The organism is Burkholderia orbicola, from assembly GCF_900100915.1.
GTDB lineage: Bacteria > Pseudomonadota > Gammaproteobacteria > Burkholderiales > Burkholderiaceae > Burkholderia > Burkholderia orbicola.
Map to the genome: position 1 here is coordinate 2,603,262 of NZ_FNKW01000002.1, position 18,962 is coordinate 2,622,223.

Annotated in this window: 16 protein-coding genes; 11 read left to right on the forward strand and 5 right to left on the reverse strand. The window is 64.3% G+C overall.

The window, feature by feature from the left end:
- Positions 1 to 41: 41 nt before the first annotated feature.
- Positions 42 to 608, reverse strand: coding sequence for a helix-turn-helix domain-containing protein (locus tag BLS50_RS28510; RefSeq protein WP_074805972.1), 567 nt, complete (start codon positions 606 to 608; stop codon positions 42 to 44).
- 448 nt (positions 609 to 1,056) lie between these two features.
- On the opposite strand from BLS50_RS28510, the gene BLS50_RS28515 reads away from it, so the two are divergent.
- The 3 genes from BLS50_RS28515 to BLS50_RS28525 all read left to right on the forward strand — a co-directional run bounded on the left by BLS50_RS28515 (position 1,057) and on the right by BLS50_RS28525 (position 3,996).
- Positions 1,057 to 2,460, forward strand: a complete 1,404-nt coding sequence (locus BLS50_RS28515; RefSeq protein WP_074805974.1) for an HdeD family acid-resistance protein — start codon at positions 1,057 to 1,059, stop codon at positions 2,458 to 2,460.
- 99 nt (positions 2,461 to 2,559) lie between these two features.
- Positions 2,560 to 3,138, forward strand: coding sequence for a hypothetical protein (locus BLS50_RS28520; protein ID WP_074805976.1), 579 nt, complete (start codon positions 2,560 to 2,562; stop codon positions 3,136 to 3,138).
- A 126-nt stretch (positions 3,139 to 3,264) separates the two neighbouring features.
- Positions 3,265 to 3,996, forward strand: a complete 732-nt coding sequence (locus BLS50_RS28525) for a ribonuclease T2 (RefSeq protein ID WP_027811744.1) — start codon at positions 3,265 to 3,267, stop codon at positions 3,994 to 3,996.
- Positions 3,997 to 4,021: 25 nt separating this feature from the next.
- Here BLS50_RS28525 and BLS50_RS28530 read toward each other — a convergent pair whose 3' ends face one another.
- On the reverse strand, positions 4,022 to 4,675 hold the full coding sequence (locus tag BLS50_RS28530) for a cysteine hydrolase family protein (RefSeq protein WP_074805979.1): 654 nt from the start codon (positions 4,673 to 4,675) through the stop codon (positions 4,022 to 4,024).
- Between the two features lie 260 nt (positions 4,676 to 4,935).
- Between BLS50_RS28530 and BLS50_RS28535 the strand changes: the two genes are divergently transcribed.
- Both BLS50_RS28535 and BLS50_RS28540 read left to right on the forward strand, forming a co-directional pair.
- Complete coding sequence (locus tag BLS50_RS28535) at positions 4,936 to 5,541, forward strand: hypothetical protein (RefSeq protein ID WP_256334198.1); 606 nt, start codon at positions 4,936 to 4,938, stop codon at positions 5,539 to 5,541.
- 118 nt (positions 5,542 to 5,659) lie between these two features.
- Positions 5,660 to 6,376 (forward strand): alpha/beta fold hydrolase, encoded by a 717-nt coding sequence (locus BLS50_RS28540; protein ID WP_176934315.1) that lies wholly within the window; start codon positions 5,660 to 5,662, stop codon positions 6,374 to 6,376.
- A 382-nt stretch (positions 6,377 to 6,758) separates the two neighbouring features.
- On the opposite strand, the gene BLS50_RS28545 is transcribed toward BLS50_RS28540, so the two are convergent.
- Positions 6,759 to 7,970 carry a hypothetical protein gene (locus BLS50_RS28545; RefSeq protein ID WP_074805985.1) on the reverse strand — a complete coding sequence of 404 codons (1,212 nt, stop codon included), beginning with the start codon at positions 7,968 to 7,970 and terminating at the stop codon, positions 6,759 to 6,761.
- A 509-nt stretch (positions 7,971 to 8,479) separates the two neighbouring features.
- Between BLS50_RS28545 and BLS50_RS28550 the strand changes: the two genes are divergently transcribed.
- Positions 8,480 to 9,289, forward strand: a complete 810-nt coding sequence (locus BLS50_RS28550) for a hypothetical protein (RefSeq protein ID WP_074805988.1) — start codon at positions 8,480 to 8,482, stop codon at positions 9,287 to 9,289.
- A 638-nt stretch (positions 9,290 to 9,927) separates the two neighbouring features.
- Entirely contained in the window at positions 9,928 to 10,833 is a 906-nt protein-coding gene (locus BLS50_RS28555) for an SDR family oxidoreductase (RefSeq protein ID WP_074805990.1), read from the forward strand.
- Positions 10,834 to 11,065: 232 nt separating this feature from the next.
- On the opposite strand, the gene BLS50_RS28560 is transcribed toward BLS50_RS28555, so the two are convergent.
- Positions 11,066 to 11,980: a glutaminase gene (locus BLS50_RS28560; protein ID WP_074805993.1), complete on the reverse strand. Its 915-nt coding sequence runs from the start codon at positions 11,978 to 11,980 to the stop codon at positions 11,066 to 11,068.
- Between the two features lie 219 nt (positions 11,981 to 12,199).
- Between BLS50_RS28560 and BLS50_RS28565 the strand changes: the two genes are divergently transcribed.
- Together BLS50_RS28565 and BLS50_RS28570 are read left to right on the forward strand one after the other, a co-directional pair.
- Positions 12,200 to 12,910: a response regulator gene (locus BLS50_RS28565; RefSeq protein WP_074805996.1), complete on the forward strand. Its 711-nt coding sequence runs from the start codon at positions 12,200 to 12,202 to the stop codon at positions 12,908 to 12,910.
- A gap of 64 nt (positions 12,911 to 12,974) precedes the next feature.
- Positions 12,975 to 14,105, forward strand: a complete 1,131-nt coding sequence (locus BLS50_RS28570; RefSeq protein WP_006480781.1) for an ATP-binding protein — start codon at positions 12,975 to 12,977, stop codon at positions 14,103 to 14,105.
- 98 nt (positions 14,106 to 14,203) lie between these two features.
- Here BLS50_RS28570 and BLS50_RS28575 read toward each other — a convergent pair whose 3' ends face one another.
- On the reverse strand, positions 14,204 to 16,624 hold the full coding sequence (locus tag BLS50_RS28575; RefSeq protein WP_074805997.1) for a patatin-like phospholipase family protein: 2,421 nt from the start codon (positions 16,622 to 16,624) through the stop codon (positions 14,204 to 14,206).
- A 271-nt stretch (positions 16,625 to 16,895) separates the two neighbouring features.
- On the opposite strand from BLS50_RS28575, the gene mreB reads away from it, so the two are divergent.
- Both mreB and BLS50_RS28585 read left to right on the forward strand, forming a co-directional pair.
- A complete protein-coding gene (gene mreB / locus BLS50_RS28580) occupies positions 16,896 to 17,930 on the forward strand; it encodes a rod shape-determining protein (RefSeq protein WP_023476573.1) in 1,035 nt (344 codons plus the stop codon).
- 167 nt (positions 17,931 to 18,097) lie between these two features.
- On the forward strand, positions 18,098 to 18,790 hold the full coding sequence (locus tag BLS50_RS28585; RefSeq protein WP_074806000.1) for a YdcF family protein: 693 nt from the start codon (positions 18,098 to 18,100) through the stop codon (positions 18,788 to 18,790).
- Positions 18,791 to 18,962 lie beyond the last annotated feature (172 nt).

Genomic DNA, 18,962 nt, shown 5'->3' on the forward strand with positions numbered 1-18,962 from the left:
GGCCGGCCGCGGTGCGTCCACGCATGAAATATGCGCGACTGTCAGTGTGCGTCGAGCGTTTCCACGAGCCGTACGGCCGAGCCGTCCGACAGTGTCATCCGTGTCCACCGGCATCGGCTGCCGCGAATCGGCACGACGCGCGACGCATTCGCGCCGGTGTCGAACTCGACGCTCGGCGGCCCCGCGCGGTCGTGCCAGCCGAGCGGGTCGAGCGCGGCTTCCATGCGGACGATTTCCGGTGTCGCGTAGCGCCACAGCGACGCGCCGAGCAACGTCGAAAGCGGTTGCGAGAACTCGGCCGCGCGCGCCGGTGAACTGGCCAGCAGGCGGTGCGTGAGGTCGCACACGAGATGCATGCGGCCCGCGCTGCCGGCGATCAGCCGTGCGAGCGCGTGATCGCCCGCGGAATCGAGGCGAGCGGCGAGCAGCTGTTCAGCCGTCGCGCGCTCGGCGGGCGACATCCGCTGGAGGCCGGCTTCCCAGCGCGAGATCGTCGATTGCGCGACGCCGAACAGTTCGGCTGCATGGCTTTGCTTCACGCGGTGCAGCGCGCGCCAGCGCTTGAGTTGCGGGCCGAGCGAGGATGGGTGAAGCGGCGGGTAGGGCATGTCGATGCTCCTGTTTCATGCGTCGGCCAGCGCCGTGGCGGACAGGGGCCGGCGTGGACCCCGGCGAATGGCGGCCAGCATGTGCCGGCGTTGAATCGGTCCATGCATGTGTTCTTGTCCCGTCTGTGCGGTTCGGTTGGGTGGCTTTCGCCCTCGGAAGCCGGATTCTCGCGTATCCGTCGCACGTTGTCGAACCCGGACCCTGCCGTGGCAGTGGGCAGCCGCGCCCGGCCGCGCCCCGTCGAAAACGTTTTCGCGAGGCTTTCAAGCGGCCCCTTCATATCTTATTATTCGCCCAGAGCGGCGCGCGCCGGCCGCCATCGATCATGTCGACGACATGACGCGCCGGCAACGATGACCGCCTTCCGGCCGGCGCGTCGCCCGACACGCGGTCGACACGACAGGGAGCGCGAGGCCGCGCGTATCCCGAAAAAGATACGAGGGCGCAATGGTACGACTGGTGTTGCTGCTGCTGGGCATCGAATATCTGCGAACCCGCTGGCGCGGGCTGACCGTGTTCGGCTGGTTGTGGGTCGTCGCGGGCGTCGGCATTTTCGTCGACGCGCTCGACGGCGCGCTGCATTTTCCGATCGAGCTGTTCGCGTGGCTCTTCCTGATCGAGGGGCTCGCGACGCTCGCGGTGGCCGGCAGCGGTGTCGGCGGGCAGCGCATCCTGCGCTACGTGAAGGGCATCGCGGTCGTGGTGGCGGCGGGGCTCGTGTTCGCCGGCCATCATCACGGCCACTTTCTGCTGTCGATGATCTTCGGCACGCTGTTTCTCGTCGACGGGCTGCTGCAATGCACGTCCGCGTGGATGGTGCGCTATCGCCGCTGGCACGTCGCGTTCGCGTGGGGCGTGGTCGAGATTCTGTTGGCGATTTTCTTTTTCCAGCCGTACCCGACGCACTACGCGGGCACCGTACCGTACTGCCTCGGCCTGCTGCTGATGTTCGGCGGGATGCACATGCTGAGCCTGGCCGCACGCGTGCGGCGGCTGACGCGCAACCCGGCGTTCGCGACGTCGCCCGCGCCGGCGCTGGCACCGGATCTCGACGACGCACCGGACCGGCCGCAGTTCGCGCAATCCGAATGGGACGGCCCGCCGGCCGACGGCGAGCGGGCGCTCACCGTGCACGTATGGACGCCGACCGGCACGTCGAAGGCCGAAGCGCAGCGCTATCCGGTGATCGACCGCTACATCGCGGCGGTGGACGTCAACGGCGTGATCTCGACCGGCCATGCGGCGCTGGAGTCGCCGGAGGGTATCTACATCAGCCTGTATCCGGGCGTCGAAATCGATCGTTCTCCGGACGAATTCACGCGCATCCTGCGGGCGACGCGCGAGAACGACGTGCCCGGCCTGTTCCAGCCCGACTATGCGACCGAGTCGAAAGCGTGGTGCCCGTCGACCGTGCGCGTGCGTATCCGCAACTACGATCCAGCCAAGCTCGACGCGTTCTGGTCGTCATACCGGCAGAACACGACGTACAACCTCACGTACCGCAACTGCTCGAGCACCGTGTCGAATGCGCTCGAGGCCGCGCTCGACGGTGCGGTGTGGCGGCTGAAGGGCGCGCGGGCCGGATGGGGTGCATTCGTGCGGCTGCTGCTTACCCCCGAGCTGTGGGTGGCCGCGCAGATCCGCAAGCGCGCGGTGACGATGGCGTGGACGCCCGGCCTCACGCTCGACTATGCACGCGCGCTCAGCATGCTCGCCGATCCGCGTCCGTTCGCGTGGTGGAAGGTCGCGCGCTCGGCGGTGAGCGCGATCATGGCGTCACGGCGTGCATGGCGCGAGCAGGACAGCGCGGCGCTGTCGCCCGGCGGATCGGAGGCGGCGTCGATGAAGTAAGACGCGTGGCGCCGGAAGCGGGTCCGGCATCACGAGGGGCGCCTGCGCGCGGTGCGGCCCGCCGATATTGCCCGCCATAAAAACCCACGGACGACAACAATGAACGAGACGACGGCGTTCCGAATCCTGATTCCCGCCGCGTTGACGCTGGCGCTGGCAAGCGCCTGCTTCGCGCAGGCGGGCACCGACGAAGTGCCGCGCATGAGCAACGACGTGTACCGGACGTCGGTGTCGTTCTGCTCGAACGTCCCGGCCGCCGAGAGGATCGCGTGCCAGGGCGACATGATCGCCGCGGGCAGCCGGATCGTCGCGGCGATCGGCGGCCTGCCGCCGGCTTCGGCCACGGCGATCGACGAAGGCGCGCGCAACAAGCTGCCGCCGGACGAGCGCAACGGGCTCGCGCCGGTCGAGCCGGGTGCGATCGACAAGGACGACACGTTGGCCGGCCTCGCCGGCATGGTGCGCCTGTGCGACGTGTACGAACCGGAGCCGGCGTCGCGCGCGCGGCACCACGCTGCGCTGCAGCAGAAGGCGCCCGATGTCGCACCGCGTGTCGAGGCGTTGCTGGCCGATGCGTCGACCGCGGCGCGCCGGCGCGTCAGCATCGGCGTGTGGCAGATTCTCGCGCTCGAGGGGCCCGAAGCGTCGGCGCGCGCGTGCACGCAGCTCGGCACCTGAGCGATCACACATTCTTTCGTGCACCTTCACATTCGTGCCACGTTGCGGCAGCAACAATCGCGGGCAGACATTCGACAACCTTGCGGCGCATCCCGCGACCGCAAGCCTTTTCCGAGGAAACACGCCATGCTCAAGACGCTCGCTCGCGCCGCTGCCGCACTCGCCGTCGCTTCCGTTTCACTGCACGCCGCCGCGCAGACCAGTTACGACTACCTGTTGCTCGCCGCATCGTGGGAGCCGGGTTTCTGCGCGTCGCACGACACCCCGGAATGCACGAACCTCGCCGGCTCGTACGCGGCGACGAGCCTGTCGCTGCACGGGCTGTGGCCGAACCGCTACGACGGCAACCAGCCGTTCTACTGCGGCGTGCCGCAGAACGACATCGACCTCGACAACGCGCACCAGTGGTGCAGCATGGACGCGTACCCGATCAGCAGCGCGACCCGCAACACGCTGTCGACGTACATGCCGGGCGTTGCTTCGTGCCTCGACAAGCACGAGTGGTTCAAGCACGGCACGTGTTCGAACTCGGCGACGCCCGATGCGTACTGGAACCAGGCGTCGGGCATGATCAGCCGGTTGGGCAACACGTCGTTCAACGCATTCCTGCAGGCGAACGCGGGCAAGACGGTCACGCGTAACCAGTTGTTGTCGGCGTTCGAAGGCGCGTTCGGCAGCAACACGCGCAGCGCGGTGTCGTTGAAGTGCACGAAGACGAACGGCGTGAGCTACTTCACCGAAGCATGGATCGCGGTGAAGACGAATGCGACCACGCAGTTTCCGAGCGCGGCGTCGCTCGTGACGGACGGCAATACGCAGGGCACGTGTCCGACGTCGGGGGTGTTTATCGCGAAGTGAGGCGGATGCTGCGGCTCGCCCGTCGTTACGCCAGCAGCCGCAGCGCATCCGCGAGCGACAGCACCGTCGTGCGCGACTCGAACGCGGTGGCGAACAGATGCTCGTGAACGATCGGGTCCGGGTCGTAGCAGCAATCCTTGACCGTGTAGAGGCGGAAATCGGCGTCGCTCGCATGGGCGATCGACGACAGCATCACGCCGGTCGATGCGATGCCGACCATGATCAGCGTATCGACGCCTTGGACAATGAGCTGCGCCTGCAGATCGGTGCCGAAGAACACGCTTGCGCGGTGCGCGATGATCAGCGGCTCGTCGGATCGTTTGGCCAGTTCGGGACACGGGGCATCGTCGATGAAGAGGCCGAGCTGCTTGATGCCCTGGCCGTTCTTGTTGAGCGGGCTGACTTCCGGATAGCCGGGACTGAAGCGGAGATTCGCGAACCAGACGCCGACGCCGGCGGCGCGTGCCGCGTCGCAGAGGCGGCGCGTATTGGCGAGCAGCTCGGGCGCGACCGACGGGAACAGGCCGAGGATGTCGGTCTGGTAATGCATGACGAGCAGCGCGGTTTTGGATGGCGCGATCGGGGGAATTTGGTAGAGCGTGCTTTGAGCAGGCTTGTTGTCACCATGGGCGGGCGTGTGGGTTGCCATTTCGATATCCGGTGCGGTTTCCTCGTTCATGAATGACGCTCTCCAATAGCTCGGGCAATTTTTTCGGTGCAGCCTTATCTGACGCTGGTACGCGCGAACCGATGCAATATAAACCGGGATGCGTTCTCGCGCCGACTCCGCTGAGCAGGTTTTGCCGGCGCACGTGGCTGGTGCGGAGGGGGCCCCGATGTAGGCTGTCGCGAGATCGCTGTTCAGCGTGCGATCTCGGCTTGAAGAGATCTGATTCAAGGGCGTACTTCCAGTGTGGCTGTCCGATGGAGAATCAGGCAATGCCGGAACGCTTCGATATATCCGTGACGTTAGAGCGATCGGTCTCGCTGGCCGAGCGCCAGGAGATCGTTTTTTCCCTCGCGAAAATCTGCACTCCGTTCTTTGATGCGTTTCACGAGGTGTCCGTCCTCGATTTCAAGACCGGATTGGAGGTCCGCAAGGAATGGGCCGACGGCGAAGGTTTGGCGGGATTGCGGGCGGGGGAGGATGAGCTGCTTTTCGTCTACGGGGCCAAGTCGACACAATTCACGGGTGCTCGCGGTTGCATGCGAATTGAAGAGCGCGAGTGGGGTGCGCAGTTTTCGATTTCCTTGCCGCTGTCGGCGGATGCCGATTCATTTCGACTGGAGTCTCTCCTGGTTGATATAAAGGATTACGCGGCACGCCAGTCGCCCATGTTCATCGTCGCGGCCGGATGGGAGCTGGATTGCGATATCGATGCCGGGATCGACGGCATGGTGAAAGACGCGTTGTCCGATGGTTCGTTGTGCCAGTGGCTTGCGACGCCCGCGCCGATCGTTCCGGATCGGCCGAACGATTGGCAGGAAACAAATGAATCAGGCGGAATAACGTGTCTAAAGCGGAAATCGGTGCGGTGGGCCTGAAGGAGTCCGCGCTGTTGACGAGTCGCGTCTGAATTTTTTGCGCGCGTACTTCAAAAAATTGACCGCCGAGGTCGCAAACTTGTTACCGCAGTCGTGCAATCCGTCTTCGCAGAGTGCCATGCCATTACCGCTCGTCTTTTTGCCCGCAATGCCCTGCGACGGACGCATGTATGCCGATCAACTCGAACGGTTGAACGATTTGGTCGTACCGTCCGTCCGGATGCTGGCCTATCCTACGTTCGCTGAAAGCGCCGAGAGGCTGCTTGCTTCCATCGACGGCCCATTCATCATTGCAGGCACGGCTTACGGTGGTTGTATCGCGATGGAAGTAGTTGCGTGCGCGCCGCAGCGCGTGCGTGGACTGTGGTTGATGAACTGTCAGCCCGGACTACCCCCGTATCCGGATCGTGTTCGCGACACCAGCCGAAGGATTCGGGAGGGGGAGCATGAGCAAGTTATCGCCGAATTTGCCGAAAACGCCATTCCCCCCGTAGATATCAGGTCGAGAGCAGCGTTTGTTCAAATGGCTCGCGATACGGGTGCCGACATGTTCGCGCGACAATCCGATGCGACTTTGACTCGCTCGGATCATTGGTCGACGCTGGCCACGAGTGCGATTCCGACACTTCTCATATGGGGCGAGGCAGACCGCTTCGTTCCGGTCGATGTCGGCCGTCGGATCGCCAGGATGATGCCGCATGTTCGTTTCGAGACGCTGGAAGGATGCGGGCACTTTCCGACGCTGGAGCGGCCATCGATATGTACCGACATTGCTCGACGCTGGCTGATAGAGCAGGTTATCGGTAGCCCCGTCGACGGCATTGCAGCCACATGAGAGAACCCCAAGACTGTCGGGCGAGAAGCGGCCACTCTCGGTCGCCGCGCAGATATGAACCGACCGCCGTTTCGCCAGATGAAGCGCGCGTCCGGTCCGCAGTTCAAAAAATCGCCCGCCCCGAATACGTAGGCACCCACTGCAGCGCCAACGTGGTGGAACTTCGGCAATATAAACCGACACGTCGTCCCGGTGCCAACCAAGCAGGCGAGTGCCGCGCTGCCTTCGACGACAGGATTTGGCCAAGAGCAGTCGGTGGCAATTAGAGAAACCGGACGCTCAACGGGGAGATGACGGCGACTTGCAGGAGCGACCTAGGGCGCGGATGCTGCAAGGCGTCCGTGTCGATCGAGAGGTTAGGCCGCACGGCTCACGCGTGCGCTCATTCCTGCATTCGCAGTAGAACTTGGATGCACAATGTTCCCGCAACGCGCGCTCGCTCGGCTCGCTCCACCAAGTAATAGTCCAAAGCCATCAGCGGCGTGACCTTCTCGCTGCCTCTGGAGATCATTTCGGCGGCTTGGACAACACGCAGCAACTCGGCGAGATCCAGCAGATGGATAAAACCTCCCGTCGCCTCCATGAAGTCCACAATAAACGCCAGACCGTAGTTCTCTTGATTTTCTATCAAGTCGAACTCAGGAATGAGAACGACGGCGTGTGCCGGCTGTGACCGCTCAACGTCTATAGCGGATCCACCCCGAGTGGTAACCGGTGCGCCATCTTTGAGCCGCCGAATGCTACCGCGCAGTTGGCGAACTGCTTTTTCGACGTGCTGCGATACATCCTTTGCTAGCTTCGTTCGATCAGGCAACTTGTCGCGGTTGAAGACAGTGAGAGCCTTCGACTCGATCAACAGTGCACCGGCCTCGTAGCTGAGGAGAATATCGGTGAGTTCGCGTGTTCCGTTCCCCTTTGGGATCTGGGGACTGTGGTGTACCCCACGCGGGTGGAGGCTGTCGGTTAACCAGACCGCAAGTTGTTCCTGCTGTCCGCCCTCGTCTCGGCTGAACAAGTCGACCGGACTGTTACTGCCGTGGCTCGTAATAAAGTGATTGAAAACTGCGTGCCACTCGTCGATACGGACAATTTCTGCAGACAGCAACTCGTCGGGGGTCGTAGTTCCGTTGAACGCCCGTTCCAGCAGGACGCCTGCCTCTTTAGCAATGGCCGTGTAGTCTCCTTTTCCCAGTGTCGCGTTGCTGATCCAGCCATTCACCTCCGAAGGGAAGCTAGCCTTTACGGTGGACCATGCAACATTCAGGGCAAGCTCGTTAAACAGGAATATGGGGGACGGTTCGCCTGATGCCAGCCCTCGCAGCGCTGTGACTTCTGCCTCGTTCTCCACGACTGACCATAGCGTCGCAGGCTTAGATGGATCGTCGTACGCCGTTAATGCATACAGGAGACAACCGTTTACGCGCGCCAGATGAAACCGTAGCCGCGCACCCAACACCATGAACTTCAGCAAGAGCGTGCTGCCCTTCACCAGCAGCGTTGGCTCAAAACTATCCTTTCCCTTGGCATAGTCGAGTCGTATGAGTTGCGGCGTAGCCAGGAACTCAGATTGATAGTGTGAGGCGAGTAGGTGCATGTGGCCTTCTTCGTGCTGTCATCGCTCAACGCCTTCCCTCCAATGCGCCGCACCGCATGGGATCAATCCTGCGAGCGCATTCGTTCTGAGCACTATAGCTCGCACACGGAGTCGGGCCATCCCATGGCCCGTACATCATCCGATGACGGCTTTGCGACTGAAGGATAGCTCAGGGCGGGTAACGGCTTCGCGCTAAAGGAGAGGCGTAGGTCTCAGCGTAGGTTTGTAATCGGTGCCTTGTCAGATAAGGAGCAGGTACTGCTGCATCATTGGGGTGACGGTTGCAGGTGCTCCAGCGGGTTGCGTGCCCATGTGACCGGGAAAAGTTGCTTTGGCCGCCCGAGTTTACCAGTGGCCCGCACGAAGTTCGCCATCTGGCCAGTTTCCGGCGGTCAAGATCGACGGCTACCGGCTAATTTCGGGCGCTCGACCGCTACGGCCAAATCGTTGACAATCGAGACGCTCCGGCAATCGGGTGGAGATATCAATAACTATTCGTGGAAGCGCACATGACGTCCAATATCGATCGTTTTAAAAATGACCTTGCGAAGCTCATCAAGCTCGGCAACAAGCTGCATATGTCCATGCAGCTTGCCTGTTTTCCGGATCAAATAAAATCCGAACTGAAGAAGCAACTAAAAGAAAAAACGGATGAATTCATCAAAAATCTTCCATCTTTCGAGACTGAATACCAGCGTTGGTATTCGGAGGCTCTTGCGCTATTGCGCCAGATCTTACCAGATCGCGTCGCGGACTTCTGCCGCCACTATGAAAAACCCAAGACTCGGAAGGATATTACTTATGATAATTACAGAATTGAGGACTACCTTCAGGGTCTAAATGTCACCCGCGGTGTTTACAAGGAAAAGGTCGTGAGCCAAGACGCCGCAATCCCTCATTTCCGGCAGCAACTGGCTATTGTGGAAGCCGCGCAAGGTCGCTTCGACAGCTCGCTGTTTGACATTCGCCACATGGTTCAAGCGGATCTCTTGGACTCTGAGTTAGAAGCTGCCGAGCATCTGGCAAAATCAAAGTTCTTTCGTGCAGCAGGAGCGGTTGCAGGAGTCGTGCTAGAGCGCCACCTCGGCGAAGTGTGCTCTGATCGACAAATTTCTATTGGCAAGAAGAACCCGACAATAGGTGACTTTAATGAAGCGCTGAAGGCTGGAGGCGTAATCGACATTCCACAATGGCGATTCATTCAGCATTTAGGGGATATTCGAAATATTTGTGATCACGCCAAAACCCCAGATCCAACGCAAGAGCAAGTCACAGATTTGCTGTCCGGTGTTAAAAAGGTCATCAAGACAGTTTACTAAGCAGCTTTCACGTGTTCATTCCTGGTCCATCAATCGTACGCCACATGCTGCGTACGACAGCAGCGGACGAACAAGCGCCTTTCGCAGAGCCCATCTTGAATGTCCGTTCAGGAGAAAGAACGGGGCGGCCGGTGTGGGCCGATTGCTGCCGATGGCCGAATTCCCCATTGAGCGCTCCGGCGCGCGCCATATGAATCTGGCGCCGCCGCGCGGAATGGGGGCATTCCCAACTTCGCCACCTAAAAAAATCGACCGCCCCCGTATAAGTCGTCAACCACTCCAGCGCCAGCGTCCCTGCGCGACGAATATATAAATTCGCATGCGATTCCATCGGTACCGACGGATGGGGGAGTGCCGTGCTGCCTTCGACGACCGGGTTCGGCCACTTGCGGTCGGTAAGGCACGTCAGGGGTGGGCTGCCCAAGCAGCCGAAAATTTACACTGGTGAGTTTACTTTTCGTCCGGAAAACTACACTATGCGGTGTACTTCACCAAAGTCATCCCTGCGGGTCCACCCGGACCGGCCGACACCAGACCCATTTCCCAGCCGCACGTGCGTTGTCGGCTGAAGCTGAATGCCTGCCAACTGTCCGCGTCCGAGCCCGGCTTTATCGAATGAAATCATAGGAGAAACGCGAATGTACAAACCTCTTGATCAGCGGGGGCGCCGTATTGTCATTACCGGAGCCAATAGCGGCACCGGCAAGGAGGCGACCAGGCGATTGGTGGCGGCTGGTGCCGACGTCATCATGGCGGTACGCAGCGAGTCGAAAGGCGATGCCGCTCGCCGGGATATACGCAAGGAGTTTCCAGGGGCATCGATTGAGGTCCGCACGTTGGATCTCTCCAGCCTCGCGAGTGTGAGGAATTTTGGTCGCCAGTTGCTCGAGGAGGGACGCCCTCTCGACGTGCTCGTCAACAACGCAGGGATCATGATGCCGCCGACGCGTGTACTGAGCTCGGACGGATTCGAGCTACAGTTTGCGACCAATTTCCTGGGTCACTTCGCACTGACCAATCTGCTGTTGCCGCTTCTGCTTGAAGCGAAGTCTCCTCGCGTCGCCACGATGACAAGCAGCGCCGCAATTGGCGCCACAATCAATTTCGACGACTTTCAAGGCGAAAGATCGTACAAGCCCATGACGGCGTATGCGCAGTCCAAGCTGGCCTGCCTGCTGTTGGCGAATCGATTGGCGGAAATTGCGCGCGAGCGTGGCTGGCCCCTGCTCAGTACGAGTGCCCATCCAGGCCATACGCGCACCAATCTTCAGACGAGCGGTCCGAATATGGGTACTGATTCAACCCGCAAGAGGCTATCGTTCCGACTTGTACCGTCCATGGACGTGGAATGGGCCACGGACTCGCTCTTGCGCGCGGCAGTCGATCCCACAGCGACTCAGGGCGCATTCTACGGCCCACGTTTTCTGCTCGTCGGGAACTCGCACGTTGCCAAACAGCCCCGCTCCGCCAAGAGCGCGGATTCGATTCGCCTGTGGCAAGTAGCTGAAGCATTGACGGCGACGCGTCCACCGCAGGTGGGATGAGCACGCGCTGCGCGGCCAGCCGATCCTCGCAGTGAATTCTGTGCGACCTGGCGGTCGCTCGCGAAAGAGGGAGCGTGATTGCGGGTGATTGGATCAATCCGCGGCTACGCCGTCGACCGGCCGAGATGGGTCGATTGCTGCCGATGGCCGAATTTCCCATTGAGCGCTCTGGCGCGCGCCGACAGGAATCTGCCGCCGTCGCGCCACATGAGGCACGCTTGACTTCGACGCTTCAAAAGATCGACCGCCCCGTATAAGTCGTCAACCACTCGAGCGCCAGCGTCCCCGCCAGCGAGTTCCCGTTCGCATCCAGCCCCGGCGCCCACACGCACACGGCCATCTCCCCGGGCAGCACCGCGACGATCCCGCCGCCGACGCCGCTCTTCGCCGGCAACCCGACGCGATACACGAAATCGCCCGCCGCATCGTACGTCCCGCAGGTCAGCATCAGCGCCGACAGCCGCTTTGCCGAACTCGAATCGACGACCCGCTCGCCGGTCGCCGGCGCGACACCGCCATTCGCGAGGAACAGCGCGGCGGTGGCAAGCTCGACGCAGTTCATCTCGATCGCACATTGCCGGCAATACGCGTCGATCACCGTATCGGGCGGCATCTGCATGTTGCCGAAGCTCGCCATGAAATGCGCCATCGCGCGGTTGCGTTCCGCGTGCTGCAACTCCGACAACGCGACGCGCGAGTCGTAGTCGATGTCGTTCGAGCCGATCAGCCGCCGCACGAATTCGACGAGCGCCGTCTCGGCCTTCACGAAGCGGCGGCACAGCACGTCGGTGACCACCAGCGCGCCCGCATTGATGAACGGATTGCGCGGCTTGCCGCGCTCGCTTTCGAGCTGGACCAGCGAGTTGAACGCGGTGCCGGACGGCTCGCGGCCGACCCGTTCCCACAGCTCGTCGCCGAGCAGCTGGAACGCGAGCGTGCACGCGAACAGCTTCGAGATGCTCTGGATCGAGAAGCGCTCGTACGCATCGCCGACCGTGTAAACGTTTCCGTCGAGCGTCACGACGGCCATCCCGAACTTGTCGGCGGGCACTTTCGCGAGCTCGGGAATATAGTCGGCCACCCGCCCCTGGCCGATCCAGGGGGCGAGTTCGGTGTGGATGCGTTCGAGGATCGTCTGGTAATTCATCACGTCAGGCAGGGTAGAGGCACGGCCGGATTCCGGCGAGCCCGTATGGAACCGTCCCGGCGCCGATTCGTCAAGCGCGGCCGGAATCGCGCCCTTATTTTCAAGACCGGCAAACAGGCAGGCGGCGGGCGCAGTATCATGCGGTACGTTTCGGCCGAGGGCCGGCGTCCGGCACCGGCCGGCGCCGCCGCGGCTTTCCCGATGATCCGACCGCTACCCATGTCTTTTCGCATCCTGCTCGTCGAAGACGACACCCGCCTGTCCACGCTGATCGCCGGCTACCTGCGCAAGAACGACTATGAAGTCGACACCGTGCTGCATGGTGACGCCGCGGTGCCGGCGATCCTGTCCATTCGTCCCGATCTCGTCATCCTCGACGTGAACCTGCCGGGCAAGGACGGCTTCGAAATCTGCCGCGAGGCGCGCAAGCAGTACGACGGCGTGATCATCATGGTGACGGCGCGCGACGAGCCGTTCGACGAGCTGCTCGGCCTCGAATTCGGCGCGGACGACTACGTGCACAAGCCGGTCGAGCCGCGCATCCTGCTCGCGCGGATCAAGGCGCAACTGCGCCGTGCGCCCGCGCGCGCGGCCGAGAGCACCGCGTCGCAGCCGGAGCGCTACGCGTTCGGCAAGTTCTCGATCGACCGCACCGACCGCACCGTCGTGCTGCCCGACGGCAGCACGCCCGATCTGACGTCGGCCGAATTCGACCTGCTGTGGGCGCTGGTGTGTCATGCGGGCGAAGTCGTCAGCCGCGACGATCTGATGCTGCAGCTGCGCGGCGTCGAATTCGACGGCCTCGACCGCACGATCGACGGGCGCATCTCGAAGCTGCGCCGCAAGCTGCGCGACGACGCGAGCAACCCGCAGCGGATCAAGACGATCCGCAGCAAGGGTTATCAATTCAGCAAGCACGCGTGGGAATGACGCCGCGCTCGCGCGCCGCCGTCACGTTCCGCGCGGGCATTCCGCCCGCGGGCCGGGAGCCGCGATGATTCGACGAACCCGTTCGCACCCCGATGCACCGCCGCTGCCCACACTGCGCTACGTCAAATGGCGCTGGCTGCATTTCCGGCGCGCGTGGACCGACACACGCGCCGACCGCATACCGAGCTGGTCGCGCCTGTACCTGCGCACCTACCTGCATCTGCTCGGCCTCGTGTTGCTGACCGCGCTGGTGCCCGCGCTCGCGCTGTGCGTCGAATTGTCGCCGCAGGTCGTGTGGCATGCGTTCGACTCGCTGCCGGGCGACATCTGGATCGTGCTCGCGTTCGTGTTCACCGCGCCCGCGCTCGCCGCGTACCGGTGGATGCGGCCGGTCTGGTCGGATCTCGTGATGGTGCGCGAGCGCGCGATCGACTTCACCGGCGGGCGCTTCAACACGCGCGCGCGCGAATCGCACAGCGTGATCATCGGCCCGCTGGCGCGCACGCTGAATGCGCTCGCGATGCGCATGGAGCGGCTGATCGCCGCGCAGCGCGATCTGACGAACGGAATCTCGCACGAGTTGCGCACCCCGCTCGCGCGTGTGCGCTTCGCGCTCGAAATGCTGCGCGAACCGGGTTCGGCGGCCGAATACCAGGGCGCACTCGAGAGCATCGCGCAGGACGTGACCGAGCTCGAGGAGCTGATCGACATGAGCCTCACGTATGCCCGGCTCGAATACAGCTCGCTGCAGTCGAATCTCGAGATGACGGCGCCCGTCGCGTGGTTCGAGCACCAGGTGAACGACGCGCAACTGCTGTATCCGGACCGGGCGATCGAGTCGCGCATCGAGATCGGAGCGGATTTGCGCGTGAAGATGGACCGGCGGCTGATGTCGTATGCGATGCGCAACCTGTTGCGCAACGCGAGCAAGTACGCGAAATCGCGGATCGTCGTCGGAATCTCGCTCGTGCACGGCAACATCGGCATCTTCGTCGAGGACGACGGCCCGGGCGTGCCCGAGAGCGAGCGCGAACGGATCTTCGACGCGTTCGTGCGCCTCGACCGTCGCACCGGCGGCTACGGGCTCGGCCTGTCGATCACGCGACAGGTGCTCCACGCGCACAACGGCCGGATCGCGGTCGTCGATCCGGTCGAACTCGGCGGCGCGCGATTCGAGATCAGCTGGCCGGTCTAGCACGACGTCGCGCGAGGCCCGACCCGCGGCCACCGTGAAGTCGACGGCTGCCGCCAGGACGGCGCCACGGATGCCGCCGCAGCGGCATCCGCGCATGCTCAATAAGTACGGCCGAGCTGCAGGTAGAAGTTGCGTCGGCCGCTGGGGGCGAGCGCCACGCCGATATAGACGGGCCCGAATGCGGTCGACAGGCTCGTGAAGAACGTGTAGCTCTGCTTGAGCGCGCCGCCGCCGATCTTCTGGCCGCTCGACCAGACGTTGCCGACTTCCGCGCTGGCGCCCACCGACAGCGCCTTGACCGGCGATGCGTTGAACGTCATCAGCTGGTTCATGTACGTGATCTGCCCGTACGCGAGCTCGTTGCCGTTCAACTGGTCGGCCGCATAGGCGGACAGATGCTGGAAGCCGCCGAGCGTGAAGTTGAACGCATTGATCAGGTTGGTGCCGCCGATGCTCTTGCCGCCTTCGATCGTCGCGCTGACGCTGTGCCGGCCGAACTGCTGCGCGATCATCGCCTTGCCGTAGATCTCGGTGTAAGGCGCGTTGCTGATCCCGTCGGCGAAATCCTGCGCCGAGCCGCCGTTGCGCGACACCAGCGAGCGTTCGACCCGCAGTTCGCCGAAATAACCCTTGCGCGGGAACATCGGATCGTCGAGTTGATCGATGACGAGCCGCGCCCGCGCGATCAGCGCCTGCGACGTGAAGCTCGGCCACAGCAGCGCCTGGCCGCTGCCGTCGTCGAACGGCACGTTGTAGGTGGGCGAGCCGTGGCCGGTCACGTAGCCGAGACCGATGCGGAAATCGCCGAGCCGCGCGATCGGCAGGCCGAGGTCGATCCCGGCGCGCGCCGTCTGCATCAGGTACTGCGTGATCTTCACGTCGCCGGAGTCGTCGTACAGGTTCGCGTAGCGACGCTGATATTCCGCGTACGGCGACAGGTAGACGCCGTACGCGGTCGACAGCGGCTGGCGCAATTCGACGCGCGCCGACTGCAGGTCGCTGCCGATCGTCGTGTCCGCGCGGAATTCGAGCCCCGATTCCGTGAGCCACGGCCGCCGGTAGCCGACGTGCAGGCGGAAGCCGCCTTCGTCGGTCGAACTGCTCGACATGCCGAGCCCGAACAGCAGGAAGTTGGGCCCCCAGTACTTCTCGCGCGCGTCGATCTCGAGCACGTTGTCGTCGCCGCGGCTGACGATCTGCTGCGTGACGCTCTCGAAGTTGCCGCCGGTCGTGAGGCCGAGCAGGTCCTGGCTGACGGTCTTCGGATCATAGATGTCGCCCGGTTTCACGTGCAGCGCGTTGCTGACGACGCGCTTCGGCACGCCGCCGCTGGTCTTGATGTCGATGCGCGTGATCCGGATCGGCGGCGGCAGCGGCTGCGCATGTGAGGACCGGTAGGCCGCGTACTGTTCCGGCGTGAGCGCGAACCGCCGCAGCTTCGGCAGCGCCGCGGTCGCGGCGGCCGCGCCGGCGGCGATCGCCTGCTTCGCGTTCTGGAAATCGGTGAACGCGAGCGAGCCGAGGTCCGGCGTGAGCAGCACGTCCCGCGCGTCGAGCTGCTTGCGCTGCGCGGTCACGTTCTGGCGGATCAGGATGCCGACCATCTGCTGCATCACGTCGGCCGGCGACGCGAGCGCGTCGAGCGGACGCAGTTGCGAGCCGATGTCGACGGCGATCACGACGTTGGCGCCCATCTGCCGCGCGGTGTCGACGGGCAGGTTGCTGACGAGGCCGCCGTCCACGAGCGCGCGCCCGTTGATCTCGGCCGGCGCGAACAGGCCCGGCATCGCCATGCTCGCGCGAATCGCGAGCGGCAGCGAGCCGTGGTCGAGCACGACCATCTGGCCCGTCTGCAGGTCGGTCGCGACCGCGCGGTACGGGATCGGCAGCTGGTCGAACGGCTGGTTGGTCGGCACGGCGGCCGTCCAGTTCGCGAGCAGCGCCTGCAGCCGGTTGCCCTGGACGAGGCCGACCGGCGCCTTGACGCCCTTCTTGCCGAAGCCGAGCGTCAGCCCGTTGATGTACAGGCGTTCGTCCTCGCGGCTGGTTTGCGGCAGGTCCGCGCGGTCCGTCACGTCGAACGCGATATCCGCCAGGTTGACCTCCGACAGCCGCCTCTGCATCTCGTCGGCCGCCATCCCGCTCGCATACAGGCCGCCGACCACGGCGCCCATGCTGGTGCCCGCGATGCAGTCGATCGGAATCCGGTTGTCCTCCAGGACTTTCAGGACCCCGAGGTGTGCATAGCCGCGCGCACCGCCGCCGGACAGCACGAGGCCGATCGACGGGCGGCCGGCCGGGCCGCCGTCGGCCGTGCAGGTGTGCGCGGACGCAGCGGGTGCGGTGGGCGCGGCGGGCGTTGCGGCGGCCGGCGCGTTGGCTGCCGCCGCAACGGTCTGGGCAGCGGCGGATTCGGCGGCCGGCAGCGGTTGCGCGGCGACCGTGCAGCACCAGAAGGCAACGAGCGTCGTGCAGAGCGGGCGCAGCGGCGCCCAGCGGAAGAAAACGGTCGCTGTCATGGTGAAGATACCTGGCGTGATCGTGCGTCTGAGGCCTGCCGGGAGCAGGCAAGACCGAGAGATTACCGTGTTTTACAGGCCCGACGCGAGAGGCCGTTGCGTAGCCGGACGTGCTCGAAACGCCACATTCGGCAAATTCGTCGCGAAAAAATCATGGGAATTGCCTAAAGTATCGGAACGATTTGCCGCTAAGCTCGTGATGGGGCGGTATGGACGCGCGGCAAAAAGTGCGGCGCGGCTGTCCCGGCCCGTTCCCTCACCAAGGTTTGATATGTCGACACCGCTGTTCGGAAAGTTGTTTGCGCAACCCGTTGCGATCGACCCGGGAACGGCGAGTACGCGGATCTATACGCATGAACGCGGCGTGGTGCTGAACCAGCCGTCGGTCGTGTGCTTCCGCAAGGGCGGCGCGAGCGACGCGCGGCCGACGCTCGAGGCCGTCGGCGAGTTGGCCAAGGCGCTGCTCGGCCGCGAACCGGGGCATCTGGAAGCCGTGCGGCCCATGCGCCACGGCGTGATCGCGGACGCGCACGCGGCCGAGCAGATGATCCGCAGCTTCATCGACATGTCGCGCACCCGCTCGCGCTTCGGCCGCCGCGTCGAGGTCACGTTGTGCGTGCCGTCCGACGCGACGGCCGTCGAGCGCCGCGCGATCCGCGAGGCCGCGTTCGCGGCCGGCGTATCGGAGGTCGAACTGATCGAGGAGTCGCTCGCGGCCGGGCTCGGCGCGGGCTTGCCGGTGACCGAGCCGGTCGGCTCGATGGTCATCGACATCGGCGGCGGGACCACCGAAGTCGCGGTCATCGCGCTCGGCGGCATCGTCTACCGCGAGGCGATCCGCGTCGGCGGCAGCCAGTTCGACGCGGCGATCGTCAACCATGTCCGCAACCTGTACGGCGTGCTGCTCGGCGAACAGACGGCGGAGCACGTGAAGAAGACGATCGGCTCGGCCACCAGCGCGGTGCCGCGCACGTCGACCCGCGCCGTCGGCCGCAGCATCGGCGACGGCCTGCCGCGTTCGGTCGAGCTGTCCAACCACGACGTCGCGGACGCGCTGGCCGCGCCGCTCAAGCAGGTGATCGGCGCGGTGAAGTCGGTGCTGGAAAACGCGCCGGCCGAACTCGTGACCGACATTGCGAATCGCGGCGTGGTGCTCACCGGCGGCGGCGCGCTGCTCGCCGATCTCGAGCGCCTGCTGTACGACGAGACCGGGCTGGTCGCGCGGATCGCCGACGAGCCGGCCACCTGCGCGGTGCGCGGCGCCGGCGAGGCGATGGGGCGGCTCGCGATGTGCCCGGCCGATTGAGCCCGGGCGGTGCCGGTTTCGCGGCGCGGCGCATCCTTCACATTCTTTCGATCTCCCTATGGCCGGCCTGCGTGGCCGGCATCGGTTCGTCGCATGGACAGGCGCGAGCGCGCCGTGCTAGCGTGACGCGCCCGTCGTGACGTGCCCGTTCGGGGCCGGGCCGGCCGATGCGCCCGACGACACCTGAGAGACCGAATACCTTGAAATATCGAACCAAACGGAGCTTTGCGGCCCGGGCCGGCCGCGTGCTGGCCGTCGTTGCGTGCGTCTGGGCCGCGGCGGCGGCCGCGATCGTAATCCATGGCATGCGGATGCCGAGCGACCCGGCGGACGTCGCCGTGATCTTCGGCAACGCGCTCGACGACACCGGCGCGCCGAAGCCCGTGCTCGCGGCCCGGCTCGATGTGGGCGTGCGCTGCTATCGCGCGGGGCAGTGCCCGGCGTTTCTGGTCAGCGGCGCGATCGACGGCCCCGGGCTGAACGAGGCGACCGCGATGCGCGACTACCTCGTTGCGCGCGGCGTGCCGACGGACCGGATCGCCGTCGACGACCAGGGCGACAACACGCTCGCGACCGCACAGCACACGCTGGCCTACCTGCACGCGCATCGCCTGTCGCGGGTGCTGATCGTCAGCCAGTATTACCACCTTGCGCGGGCGCGTCTCGCGTTCGAGCGCGTCGGCATTGCGCGGTCGAACATCTCCGCCGCGTATCCGCGCCGCTTTCAGTGGCGCGATGTCTATTCGAGCTGGCGCGAGGTGCCGGCCTACGCGGTGTATGCGGTGCGGCTGTGGGTGAATCCCGATGCGCGGCCGATTTCGTTTCGACCGATGCTTTATTTGATGCGGCTGTTTTCGTGAGGCGACGGCGCCGGGAGCGCGCGCTTCCAATCGGCGTGGCTTCCTTCCCCCTCCAGTTGCCTACCGTCTCGTGTCGGCGGTGCGAACGTCATTGACACCGGACGAACGATAACGATTTGCGTTGTCGCTTCATTTCAGGACGAAAATCGAAGCAATGCCCGTGATTGTTTGA